Source organism: Schinkia azotoformans (genome assembly GCF_035811335.1).
Classification (GTDB): Bacteria; Bacillota; Bacilli; order Bacillales; family Bacillaceae_J; genus Schinkia; species Schinkia azotoformans.
In genome coordinates this window covers 55,704-68,258 of the sequence record NZ_JARSMD010000002.1, presented here as the reverse complement: position 1 = coordinate 68,258, position 12,555 = coordinate 55,704, and the positions used below count along the sequence as shown (strand labels likewise).

Sequence of the window (12,555 nt, the reverse complement as noted above, 5' to 3'; positions counted from 1 at the left end):
CTGTTTTTGTTCTGCACAAATATTTAATACAGTTATTGGGAGAAGGATGGAACAAAAATGAAAATTACTATTGCTGGAACAGGTTATGTTGGGTTATCCAATGCAATACTGTTAGCTCAACATAATGAGGTTATTGCGCTTGATATTATTCAAGAAAAGGTGGATATGATTAATAATAAAAAATCACCTATTATTGATAATGAGATAGAAGAATATTTAGCAAAAAAAGAACTGAATTTAACAGCAACAACAGATAATTATAAGGCGTATAAAGATGCAGAGTATGTTATTATTTCTACACCAACAAATTATGATCCGGAGAAAAACTACTTTAATACAAGAACCGTTGAAGCTGTTATCGCAAACGTACTATCAATTAATCCAGATGCTATTATGGTTATCAAATCAACAGTACCGGTAGGATATACAGAGAAAATAAAAGAGAAATTTGAAACCGAGAATATTATCTTTTCACCTGAGTTTTTAAGAGAAGGAAAAGCTTTGTATGATAACTTATACCCTTCTCGAATAATTGTTGGTGAACAATCTGAAAGAGCTAGAGTATTTTCTGACTTATTAGTTCAAGGTGCTATTAAAGAAGATATCCCTGTGCTATTTACGAATTCAACAGAGGCAGAGGCTATTAAACTATTCGCTAATACCTACCTTGCGATGAGAGTCGCATTTTTTAATGAACTAGATTCATATGCAGAAGTAAGAGGATTAGACACAAAACAAATTATCGACGGCGTTGGTCTAGATCCTCGTATTGGTAATCATTATAATAATCCTTCCTTCGGTTATGGTGGCTACTGTTTGCCTAAAGATACAAAACAGTTATTAGCCAATTATGCTGACGTACCAAATAACATCATGACGGCTATTGTTGATGCAAATCGGACTAGAAAAGATCATATTGCAGAGATGATCATTAATAAGAATCCTAAAGTGGTAGGGATTTATAGGCTAACAATGAAAATGGATTCAGATAACTTTAGACAATCAGCTATTCAAGGTGTAATGAAGCGCATTAAAGCAAAGGGTATTGAAGTTGTTGTATATGAGCCTGCACTACATGAAGAAACATTCTTTAATTCTAGAGTAATTAATGATTTTGAAGAGTTTAAGAGAGTTTCAAATGTAATCGTAGCGAATCGATTGTCTGATGACCTTCGTGAAGTAGAGGAAAAGGTATACACAAGAGATTTATTTAGTAGGGATTAATAAATTTGACCCGCTAGGCTGTCTTATTTTGCAGCTTGGCGGGTCGCTTTTTTTTTTGCTTTAGTACGTTAACTTATAAGAAATGAAATTCTTCATAATCAGTTCCTCGTAAAATAATTATGCTCGTCTCAATGTCTAAATGAATGGGTTTGAATTTGATAAATTGCTCCGCTAATAATCGATTTTCCATAACTACCGAATATTTGGTAATAGGTTTATCATAAACAGCAAGCCTGCCAAACCTAAGCAGAAGTTGTTGTCGCCCCATCCCCATTCCAGTTGGGTATTTACTTACATCCCTTGTATAAAGAAAATCAATATGCCATATTTCCTTCCCCTTAATAGCTACAATATCTCCAACTGATCCATGACTATGCCGTTCTATATTATACCCTTGTGAAATTAAATTAGGAGTTATATATTTTATTGCTCTTTCCTCAAAGTTTTTAATATGCTCTAGGTGTTGGGATCTACTTTCATTTTTTATCACTTTCACTTCAAAAGCAGTTTCTCCTGTATAATCTTTCGATAAATTAGTAAAATACTCTGGGCTTACCTCTAATGCTTCCGATAATATGAAGATTTTTTCGTATGGGAGATTTTTAATTCCCCCAGTTTCATATCGCTGTAAAGTTGATTTACTTATTCCAGTTTTATCAGCTAGATCTTGATATGTCATATTGAAAAAAAGTCGTCTTTCTTTTAAACGCCTTTGTAGTATTTCTAAATCAGTTTTGCTCATTTCATTTTTATTCACAATATTGCCCTCCGTATAATTACTACACCCATATTATAAGTTACTTAAATGAAATATGCAATTTTTAGTTAAAGTTGCATATTTAGGATTTACAATACCATCCTATACTACTATAATAGATATTGTTAGCGGGAATAATTTCCCATTATTTTTTCGACCTATTTCCCAAATATGCAACAAATATATTAAAATTGCATGAGAGAAGGTATAGATAAAATGACATATTGTAAATATACATAACTAGTTTCATTATGAAGCTGTGACATTCAGCCTAGAAAGTATGGACTTTATATTAAAATACCGCTGTTCCCCTTGTTAGAACATATGTTCCATTATAGAATAATAATAGTGAGTATCCAAATAATTCAAATGTTATGTCTATGCATCCAGACAGTTGGGAGGAAAACAAATGAATCAAGAAGCTATTATAACAAGAGTAGAATGCCCTGCCTGTGGCCACAGGCTGATGGATAAGAAGGATGGAGCAGTTGGTAAAGTTCAAGTGAAGTGCCAAAAGAGCAAACATGTATGGGAAGTTGACCTTGGCACCGATGAATTTAAATTAATAAGTGGAAGACCTATACCGAGACGACAAGGAGTCAGAAAGTTAGAGGGTTAACATGTTTCGAGAGCTACCTTAAGGGCCGGATATGATTGGACAACAATCGTATCAGGTCCTTTTTTGTTTTGTTATTAAAATATGAAACCACGATTATACCGAGCGAGGATTCAAAGAATTACCCAGGCCGGATATCGCTTCTTTTTTGAAGGAAGTGGTTATGCGGCTTTTTGTGTTCTTTGAATTACAAATATTCAGTACCGAGCAACGGAGTCGTGGTGAACTACCTAATAGCCGGACAGTAACTAAGTCAATTTTGCTTAGTTATTGTCCGGCTTTTTTTTGTTTTCTTTTCTTTTTTTCCTTACGGCTCCTTGCCGGTCAAGGAGGAAAAGAAAATGGACAGATTCATCTATATTGGCAAGGAGCAAGTACAAGTCAGCGAAGAGATTTACAAGGAGTATTACAGAATGAAGCGTCGTGAGCGTTACCTAGAACAGGACATTAAGGTTGGGAGCATTGTTGTGGATGCGGAAGCGGAAACGGTTGATTTTATTGATAGCAAAGAGGATTCAATGGAACGGCTCATGGAGCAGGGTACATATTTTGAGGATGAACAATTGATAGAAGATATTCTGTGCGATAAAGCAACACTATTAATCTTGCAGGAAGCAATGACAGCGCTTAATGCGGAAGAACAAGAACTGATTAAGGATCTTTATTATAACGACCTGACTGTAAGAGAGGTGGCAAAAGAAAAAGACATCTCTCATGTGGCTGTGGTGAAGCGGCATAAAAAAGTTTTGGACAAACTTAAAAAAATTTTTTCTAAATCTGGTTACCAAACTACCCTCCCCATTGGCAAATAAGTGAAGGGGATTATTCAACAGGAAAGGAGGCTAATCCGAAATGACAACTCAGGTAAAGCAAGGAAACAAAATGATGGTTGCAGGCTCGCATCAAGAAATGCAGGAGGAAATGGTAGGTGTGCTTACGGCTATCAGTATTGTTTCTAAAAGACTAGCAAATCGATTGATTCAACTAAATGAAGAGAATGGGAAAGGAGAAAAAGAACATGAGCAAAACGAAACTCGCGCTTGATGTTGTAAATGACTTGCGGAATTTAGCGGGAAGCATTGAAACTTTGGTGTTTGCATTAGAAAGCAATCAAACGGCCTCAGCTGTTCCCGTTGAGGAAAAACAAACGAGAGAGAACAAGGAACCAAAGAAACCAGCACAACCGCCAAAAGCTAAATTACCAACCTTGGAAGAAGTCAGGGCAAAACTTGCGGCACTTTCTCAAGATGGAAAACAGGTACAAGTGAAAGAGCTGATTACGGGATTTGGAGCAAAAAAATTAAGTGATATTCCAGTTGAAAAGTATCCAGAGCTTTTAGAAGAAGCGGGGAAACTTTGATGAGGAATGCTGTGAATCATTCAGAAAGAGCTCATGCGAGTTTAAGTGCTTCTGGTGCGAGTCGCTGGTTAGCTTGTCCACCGAGTGTTCGGTTGTCAGAGCAGTACGAAGAAACAACAAGCGTCTTTGCCAAAGAAGGTACCTTCATGCATGAGCTGTCGGAAATCTATTTGTCTCACGAACTAAAACACATAACAAAAGCTCAGTTGAACAAAAAGCTGAAGCAGATGAAACAAAATGAATTTTATAACCCAGAAATCGAACAAGCTGTCCAAACTTATGTTGATGTTGTTACTGAAAAAATGAATGAAGCAAGGGTAACTAGCAAGGCCCCGCTCATCCTCATTGAAGAAAAAGTTGACTTTAGTCCTTGGGTTCCAGCCGGTTTCGGTACCGGGGACGTAATTTTAATCTACGGCAATCGGCTAGAAGTTATTGACCTTAAAGGTGGCAAAGGGGTCAAGGTTTCTGCAGTGGAAAACCCACAAATGCGCCTGTACGCTTTGGGTGCATTAAACAACTTTGGCGTAATCTTCGACATCGATTCCATTTTGATGACCATTGTGCAACCAAGATTAGACAATATCTCCACTGAAGAAATGCAAGTGGATGAACTATTGGGGTGGGCAGAATCAGTGGTCAAGCCAAAAGCGGAATTAGCATTTAATGGCGAAGGTGACTTCATGGCTGGCGAGCATTGCCGTTTTTGTAAGGTGAAAGCAACTTGTAGAGCAAGGGCAGAAGAAAATCTGAAACTTGCCTGTATGGATTTTCAGAAACCACCACTACTTACAGATGATGAAGTAGTAGAAGTGTTAACTTCTATCGACCAGCTTTTGAGCTGGGCAAAAGATGTTCAAGAATATGCATTGACTATGGCCATGGATGAAAACAAACAGTGGCCGGGCATGAAGCTTGTGGAAGGTAGGGGCAGCCGAAAGTACACCGATGAAAATGCAGTTGTTGAATCACTTATTGAGGCTGGCTTTAACGATGATGTGATTTACAAGAAATCCCTTAACACAATTACTGCTCTTGAAAAAGAGCTTGGGAAAAAGAAATTTGAAGAGGTGCTTGGCACTCTCGTTACCAAAGCACCGGGCAAGATTAAGCTCGTACCTGAAGAGGACAAACGACCAGAAATAAAAACTTCACCAGAAGTAGATTTTCAATAAATGAGGAGGAACGAAACAATGGTAAAAATTACGATTGGAACAAAAGAAAACCCAGTGAGATTCAGTTATGCCAATGTGTATCAGCCTGTTAGCGTGAACGGAAGTGATTTGAAGTATTCGGTAAGTATCATTATTCCAAAGTCGGACAAGAAGACCATCAAGAAAGTCAAAGATGCTATTCAAAAAGCCACTCAGGAAAACAAGGACAAGTTTGGCGGGAAAGTACCTGCTAGCTTGAAGATCCCTTTGCGAGATGGGGATGTGGATCGGGAAGATGATGAAGCTTATGCTAATTCTTATTTCATTAATGCCAACAGTAAGATTAAACCTGGTCTTGTAGATGGTGATTTAAACCCGATTATTGATCCAACTGAGTTCTACTCTGGTTGTTACGGAAGGGTCAGTCTGACTTTTTATGCTTTTAATGTAAATGGCAATAAGGGCATTGCAGCGGGATTGCAAAATATTATGAAAACAGCTGATGGCGAGCCGCTTGGTGGTCGTAGCAGTGCTGAGGATGACTTTGCAGATGATAGTGAAGAAGACGATGACGATATTTTAGGTTGATATCTATGAAACTATTATCGATTGATATTGAAACATACAGTAGTGTGGACCTCGTAAAATGCGGGGTCTATGCCTACTGTGAATCAGCCGACTTTGAAATTCTCCTTTTTGCCTATGCAGTTGATGAGGAAGAAGTCCAGATTGTTGATATAGCCTCTGGAGAGAAATTGCCGGATGCCCTGTTAAAAGCCCTTACGGATCCTGCAGTGATTAAGACAGCTTACAATGCTAACTTTGAACGCACTTGTTTAGCTAAATTGTTTGGTAAACCGATGCCACCGGAACAATGGCGCTGTTCATCCGTTCACGCTTTAATGCTAGGCTTACCGGGGCATTTAGATGGCGTGGCCAAATGTCTGAAGCTGAAAGAGCAGAAAATGAAGGAAGGGAAAGCTTTAATTCGCTATTTTTCCGTTCCTTGCAAACCTACGAAAGTGAACGGTGGGAGAATTCGAAACCTGCCGGAACACAATCCTGATAAGTGGCGAACTTTTAAGGATTATTGCAAACAAGACGTTGAGGTGGAACGGCAGATTCGAAAGAAACTGGAGGCCTTCCCCATACTTAAAATGGAACAGCAACTTTGGGAGCTGGACCAAAACATCAATGATGAAGGAGTTTTGATTGATATTAGCTTAGTCAATCATGCCATTCAGGCAGACACCGTCTTTCAGGAAAACCTCTATAAAGAGGCGGTTAGTTTAACCGGATTAGAAAATCCAAATAGTCCGGCACAGCTGAAGGGCTGGTTGCAAACGCATGGATTAGAAGTGGATAGTCTTGCAAAGAAAAACGTCGAAGCGCTAATGGGTGAAGTGGATAATCCAACGGTCAAACGGTTGTTGGAATTGAGACAAGCCATGTCAAAAACATCCGTCAAGAAATACGAGGCAATGGAGCGGTCCATTTGTAATGATCAAAGAATCAGAGGGTTGCTGCAATTTTACGGAGCCAATCGCACAGGCCGATGGGCCGGAAGGCTCGTTCAAATTCATAACCTGCCAAGGAACAATATGAAAGATTTACAGGTTGCAAGAGACCTGCTAAAGTCCGGAAACTATCAAGCCTTAGAACTTCTGTTTGATAATGTACCGGATGTTTTATCGCAATTAATCCGGACAGCGTTTATTCCATCCAAAGCACATCGTTTCATTGTAGCGGACTTTTCAGCGATTGAAGCAAGGGTGATTGCTTGGATCGCAGGTGAGCGTTGGCGGATGGAAGTGTTTCAATCCCACGGGAAGATTTACGAAGCTTCTGCTGCACAAATGTTCAAAGTACCGATTGAAACGATAGGTAAAGGCAGTCCGCTCAGACAGAAAGGGAAAATAGCAGAACTCGCTCTTGGGTATGGAGGTTCAAAAGGAGCCTTAAAGCAAATGGGGGCATTGGAAATGGGTCTGACTGATGAAGAACTACCAGAGTTGGTTTCTGCTTGGCGTGAGGCCAATCCCAATATCGTGAATCTTTGGTGGGATGTTGAAGCGGCAGCCATCAAAGCGGTGAAAGAAAAGGCAGTTGTGAAAATGCAGTATGGTCTTACCTTTCATTATACAAAAGGGATTCTGTTCATTACCCTGCCGTCAGGTCGTTCCCTTGCTTATGTTCGACCGAAAATCGGAATGGACGAGCGATTTGGTAAAGAACAACTGACCTATGAAGGAATTGAACAAGGCTCGAAGCAGTGGGGCAGGATTCCTACCTATGGAGGAAAACTGACGGAGAATATTATCCAAGCCATTGCCAGAGATTGTCTAGCTGTATCGATGCTTCGGTTGGCTGAAGCGGGATATCAGATTAACTTCCATGTTCATGATGAAGTCATTCTTGATGTTCCTATCGGAACAGGATCCATGGAAGAAGTAGAAGAACTGATGGGGCTGCCAATTGTTTGGGCTCCGGGATTACCGCTGAATGCCGATAGCTTTGAAACGGATTATTACAAGAAAGATTAAAACGAACAGGAGGAAATGATAGGTGAATAGATTACGAGTTTTTAACATCCAGAGGCATTTCCGGTGCCTAACAAAAAGAGAGGTACCTTTAATCAAACGTTTGTTTAAATCTGCATAAAGCAAGAGGTGAGCTCTATGATCACACAACCAAAAATGATAAAGAGGTTGCAACATGATGGATTATTATCCATCGCCACCGGCAGGTCAAGAAAAGAAACTAATTGGAAAAACCGAGAAATGTCATGGCTGGAGCTCGTTAATAAACTGGGTCAAACAGTCAGAACGCATGAAACCTACGAGGAATATAAAAAGCTTTCCAAGATAAAACAGGATGAGATTAAAGATGTCGGTGGTTTTGTTGGTGGAACGCTACGGGGTGGCAGAAGAAAGCAGGATAGTGTGGTGTGGCGGCAACTTGTCACTCTTGATGCCGATTTTGTAAAAGGGGACTTATGGTCTTCCGTTGAGACCATGTTCGGCTACGGGTGCGCGATGTATTCCACCCATAAGCATCATCCGAAAAACCCAAGGCTTAGACTCGTGATTCCCTTATCAAGACCAGTGACCACAGATGAATATGTACCAATTGCCAGGAGAATTGCTGCTGACCTTGGGATTGATTTTTTCGATGATACGACCTACCAAGTGCACCGGCTCATGTATTGGCCATCGACACCTTCTGATGGGGAGTTTGTTTTTAAAGTGTTGGATGAGCCATGGATTGACCCTGATACAGTTCTAGCTAGATACCCGGATTGGAGAGATTCTTCTTACTGGCCGGAGAGTTCAAGAACGGTGCATGAGCGAAAGAAGCTTGCTGATAGGCAAGGAGATCCGAAAGCAAAGGATGGAGTCATCGGTGCTTTTTGCCGGACTTACTCAGTTGTAGATGTGATTGAGAAATACTTAAGTGACGTCTACGTTCCTTGTGAAGATCCAAACCGATACACGTATTCAGCTGGCTCCACATCAGGTGGTTTGGTGATTTATGAGGATGGCGATTTTGCTTATTCCCATCACTCTACGGACCCGACAGGTGGAAAGTTATGCAATGCCTTTGATTTGGTGCGAATTCATTTGTTTGGTGAATTGGATGAAACGGTGAAGGAAGGGACACCGATCAACAGGCTCCCTTCTTATAAAGCAATGGTCGAAGAAGCCTTAAAGGATAAGCAGGTAAAGCTGACATTGGGGAAAGAACAGTTAAGCCTTGCCGCAGAAGATTTTGAAGAGGAAAAGATGGAGTGGCTGGCAGAACTCACAAGGGACCAGAAAGGAAACATTGTCTCGAGTGCACCAAATGTCATTCTCATTCTTGAACATGATCCTGCTCTTAGAAGCAGGATTGCCATGAATGATTTTGTCCACCGGGTTGTTATCAAAGATGATTTACCTTGGCGGAGTGCAGAGCGGGGAGAATACTGGTCTGATACAGATGATGCCAGTTTACGAAATTACCTATACTCCGTCTATGGCATAAAAGGAGCCGGGATTATTGGAGACGCATGGAGTGAGGTTGCTGTTAAATACGCCTTTCACCCGATTAAAGATTACTTGGACAGCCTCGTTTGGGATGGTCAAGAGCGGCTGGAAACCGTGATGATTGATTATCTTGGTGCCGAAGATAATGAGGCAGTCCGAACGTTTACCCGAAAAATTTTAGTGGCTGCGGTAAAGAGAATCTATCACCCAGGCTCCAAATTTGATTACTGTGTGGTCCTTGTTGGCCCTCAAGGTGTCGGGAAAAGTTATATTATCAAGCTCCTAGGTAAAGAATGGCACTCGGACTCCTTAATGACCGTGAAGGGCAAAGAAGCCTACGAGCAACTTCAAGGGGCGTGGATTTTGGAAATGGCGGAGCTGACAGCAACAAAGAAAGCAGATACGGAAGCAGTTAAGCATTTTATTTCTAAATCCGAAGATACGTTTCGGGTTGCTTATGGCAGGCATAATGAAACATTTAAGCGGCAGTGCGTGTTTTTTGGAACAACTAATGATTATGATTTTTTAAATGACCCAACCGGGAATCGTCGCTTCTTGCCGATAACGGTAAGTGGTGGTGGCCGTAAAAATATGTGGGAAGATATGACCGAAGAAGAAGTCGACCAGATTTGGGCCGAAGCTAAAGTGTTGTTTGAACAAGGTGAATCGTTAGCTCTAGGGAAAGAAATCGAAGAAAAAGCCCAAGAGATTCAAGCGGCCCATACCCAAGAAAATCCGATTGCTGAAAGCATCCGAAACTATCTGGAAACCCCAGTGCCAGTGAACTGGTATGACCTTGACATTGGTACAAGAAGAGCCTATTTGCATATGGACCAACCAAATGAAAAATCCGAGAAGACCATGAAGCTGAACAAGGTGTGTGCCCAGATGGTGTGGGAGGAACTTTTTCAAAAAGATATATCCATCATGACGAGGTATGATGCGAAAGAAATTAATATGATCATCCAACACACCCCAGGCTGGAAAAGAGTAAGTTCCATTCGATTTGATAATAGTTATGGAACACAGAGGGGCTTTCGACGAGAAGAATTGTAAACACGTAAACTTTGAAAGAATTTGATTGTTTACACCTCAAGTCTTACTACTCCTTATTTATATACCTTGTAAACATGATAAACATATATATCTATATAAGAGAAATAAAGAATATGATATATAGCCTATACCCTCTAATAGCCATATATGTATTGGTTAATGATTTTTATGTTTACTTGTTTACGAGAACGCTGAAAGGCTTGTGAATACTGGTTTTTGGCTGTAAACAATTCATTTGAGGTGCAGATAGATGAAAGAAGTGACGATAGAACAAAGGCTGAAGAAGAAAGTGAAGGAACATGGCGGATTGGCACTAAAGCTGGTTTCTCCAGGTTTTGCAGGGGTGCCAGACCGGCTGGTGCTCTTTAACGGTGCAAAGGTCGCCTTTGTGGAATTGAAGGCACCTGCTAAAAAGCTGCGGGCGTTGCAACGGAAACGGAAGAGGCAGATAGAGTCGCTCGGCTTTAAGGTTTATGAGATTGATAGTTATGAAGCGGTCGATCGAATGCTAGAGGAGATTATCGAGTGATTTATCAACCCTATCATTACCAAGCTTATGCTACCCAATGGATTATTGAAAAAGAGAAGTCAGCTCTATTTCTTGAGATGGGAATGGGGAAGTCGGTCTCCACTTTGACGGCGATTTTGGAACTTCTCTATGATTACTTCGATGTAGCGAAGGTTTTAGTGATTGCCCCGCTTCGAGTAGCAAGCACTACATGGGAAGAAGAAGTGGAAAAGTGGGACCATTTGAAAGACCTTCGAATTTCAAAAGTGCTCGGCAGTGAAAAAGAAAGAGTCGCTGCTTTATATAAAAAAGCCGACATTTACATCATCAATCGAGAAAACGTCACTTGGCTTGTCGAACGGTATGGCTCTGACTGGCCCTTTGATATGGTCGTGATTGATGAATTATCGAGTTTCAAATCATCTAAGGCCCAACGGTTTAAATCTTTGAAAAAGGTAAGACCGTTTATTAAAAGATTGGTTGGACTAACGGGAACGCCAGCACCAAATGGTCTGATCGATTTGTGGCCGCAGATTTATTTGTTAGATGGCGGAGAACGGCTCGGGAAAACAATCACCGGGTATCGAGAGAAATACTTTCTTCCTGATAAGCGAAATCAAATGATTGTCTACTCTTGGAAATTGAAAGATGGAGCGGAAGAGGCCATTTTTGAAAAGATATCGGATATTTGTGTCAGCATGAAAGCAGAAGATTATCTCGAACTGCCTGAACGAATCGATAATATTATTCCGGTGGAACTGCCCAAGAAAGCAAAGGAACAGTATGAAGTGTTGGAAAAAGAATTGATTTTATCAATTGCAGATACGGATGTGTTAGCTGGATCAGCCGCCGTCCTAGCCAATAAGTTATTACAGATGGCGAACGGTGCTGTTTACGATGAGGATGGTGAAGTGAAGCATATCCATGACGAGAAGTTGAAAGCTTTGGATGAGCTGATTGAAGCAGCCAGCGGAAAACCGGTGCTAGTGTTTTATGGGTACCAGCATGATAAGGACAGGCTTTTAACTCACTTGAAGAAACTAAAACCAAGACTTTTGCAAACAGACCAAGATATCAAGGATTGGAATAAAGGCCAAGTGCCGATTTTGTTAGCACACCCGGCATCCGCTGGTCATGGCCTAAATCTTCAAACTGGTGGAAACAGCATCATCTGGTTTGGCCTGACTTGGAGCCTTGAACTCTACCAACAAGCCAATGCCAGATTGTGGCGGCAAGGCCAAAAACAAACGGTGGTCATTCACCACATCATTGCCAAAGACACAATCGATGAACGAGTGATGAAAGCATTGAAAGATAAAGATGTGAGCCAAGCGGCTTTGATTGAAGCAGTAAAGGCGAGAATGAATCAATACAAAGAGGGTTTGCCTCGGAGAAAGACAGGAGGAATCGAAGGTGAACGCTAAAGAATATTTATCTCAGGCTTTTAATCTGGACCAAAGAATCAACAGTAAACTAGAACAAGTGGCGATGCTAAGGGATTTAGCAGTAAAAACAACATCGGTTATGCAAACAGATAAAGTACAAGGAACAAAACAGCGCACGCCGATGGAGAATGCTCTTGTGAAGTTAATGAGTCTTGAAGAAGAAATTAATGCAGACATTGATCAATTGATTGATTTAAAGCGGGACTTGTCCAACCTCATTGCCGAAATCGAAAGCCCTTCACACCGATTGCTCCTTGAGCTTCGTTATCTTGGGGGTAGCACTTGGGAAGAAGTCGCTGCTGTTATGGGCTACGATTTACGTTGGACTTACCGATTGCACCGAAAAGCATTGAAGGAAGCGAACAAGCTATTGGAAAACAACACGGTGGAGTGCATATGAATGACCCCTC

The 12,555-nt window shown here is 40.8% G+C and carries 13 protein-coding genes; 12 read left to right on the top strand and 1 reads right to left on the bottom strand.

Annotated elements, in window-relative coordinates:
• The first annotated feature begins 57 nt into the window (after positions 1–57).
• Positions 58–1,224 carry a nucleotide sugar dehydrogenase gene (locus P9E47_RS01745; protein ID WP_326162430.1) on the top strand — a complete coding sequence of 389 codons (1,167 nt, stop codon included), beginning with the start codon at positions 58–60 and terminating at the stop codon, positions 1,222–1,224.
• Between the two features lie 73 nt (positions 1,225–1,297).
• On the opposite strand, the gene P9E47_RS01740 is transcribed toward P9E47_RS01745, so the two are convergent.
• Positions 1,298–1,981 (bottom strand): helix-turn-helix domain-containing protein, encoded by a 684-nt coding sequence (locus tag P9E47_RS01740; protein ID WP_326162429.1) that lies wholly within the window; start codon positions 1,979–1,981, stop codon positions 1,298–1,300.
• 409 nt (positions 1,982–2,390) lie between these two features.
• On the opposite strand from P9E47_RS01740, the gene P9E47_RS01735 reads away from it, so the two are divergent.
• From P9E47_RS01735 to P9E47_RS01685, 11 genes are all read left to right on the top strand, one after another.
• Positions 2,391–2,600, top strand: coding sequence for a hypothetical protein (locus tag P9E47_RS01735; protein ID WP_326162428.1), 210 nt, complete (start codon positions 2,391–2,393; stop codon positions 2,598–2,600).
• A gap of 338 nt (positions 2,601–2,938) precedes the next feature.
• Positions 2,939–3,409, top strand: a complete 471-nt coding sequence (locus tag P9E47_RS01730; protein WP_326162427.1) for a sigma factor-like helix-turn-helix DNA-binding protein — start codon at positions 2,939–2,941, stop codon at positions 3,407–3,409.
• A gap of 40 nt (positions 3,410–3,449) precedes the next feature.
• On the top strand, positions 3,450–3,641 hold the full coding sequence (locus P9E47_RS01725; RefSeq protein WP_326162426.1) for a hypothetical protein: 192 nt from the start codon (positions 3,450–3,452) through the stop codon (positions 3,639–3,641).
• A complete protein-coding gene (locus P9E47_RS01720; RefSeq protein WP_326162425.1) occupies positions 3,616–3,957 on the top strand; it encodes an rRNA biogenesis protein rrp5 in 342 nt (113 codons plus the stop codon). Before P9E47_RS01725 ends, P9E47_RS01720 begins: the two co-directional genes overlap by 26 nt.
• Before the next feature lie 11 nt (positions 3,958–3,968).
• The gene (locus P9E47_RS01715; protein ID WP_326162423.1) at positions 3,969–5,132 is read left to right on the top strand and encodes a DUF2800 domain-containing protein; all 1,164 of its coding nucleotides are present in this window, start codon (positions 3,969–3,971) and stop codon (positions 5,130–5,132) included.
• An 18-nt stretch (positions 5,133–5,150) separates the two neighbouring features.
• Positions 5,151–5,699 (top strand): DUF2815 family protein, encoded by a 549-nt coding sequence (locus tag P9E47_RS01710; protein WP_326162422.1) that lies wholly within the window; start codon positions 5,151–5,153, stop codon positions 5,697–5,699.
• A 5-nt stretch (positions 5,700–5,704) separates the two neighbouring features.
• On the top strand, positions 5,705–7,654 hold the full coding sequence (locus tag P9E47_RS01705; protein WP_326162421.1) for a DNA polymerase: 1,950 nt from the start codon (positions 5,705–5,707) through the stop codon (positions 7,652–7,654).
• Positions 7,655–7,789: 135 nt separating this feature from the next.
• Positions 7,790–10,192, top strand: coding sequence for a virulence-associated E family protein (locus tag P9E47_RS01700; protein WP_326162420.1), 2,403 nt, complete (start codon positions 7,790–7,792; stop codon positions 10,190–10,192).
• Positions 10,193–10,442: 250 nt separating this feature from the next.
• The gene (locus P9E47_RS01695) at positions 10,443–10,721 is read left to right on the top strand and encodes a VRR-NUC domain-containing protein (RefSeq protein WP_326162418.1); all 279 of its coding nucleotides are present in this window, start codon (positions 10,443–10,445) and stop codon (positions 10,719–10,721) included.
• Entirely contained in the window at positions 10,718–12,124 is a 1,407-nt protein-coding gene (locus tag P9E47_RS01690; protein WP_326162417.1) for a DEAD/DEAH box helicase, read from the top strand. Before P9E47_RS01695 ends, P9E47_RS01690 begins: the two co-directional genes overlap by 4 nt.
• The gene (locus P9E47_RS01685) at positions 12,114–12,545 is read left to right on the top strand and encodes a DUF1492 domain-containing protein (RefSeq protein WP_326162415.1); all 432 of its coding nucleotides are present in this window, start codon (positions 12,114–12,116) and stop codon (positions 12,543–12,545) included. The genes P9E47_RS01690 and P9E47_RS01685 overlap by 11 nt, the downstream gene beginning before the upstream one ends.
• The last annotated feature ends 10 nt before the right edge of the window (positions 12,546–12,555 follow it).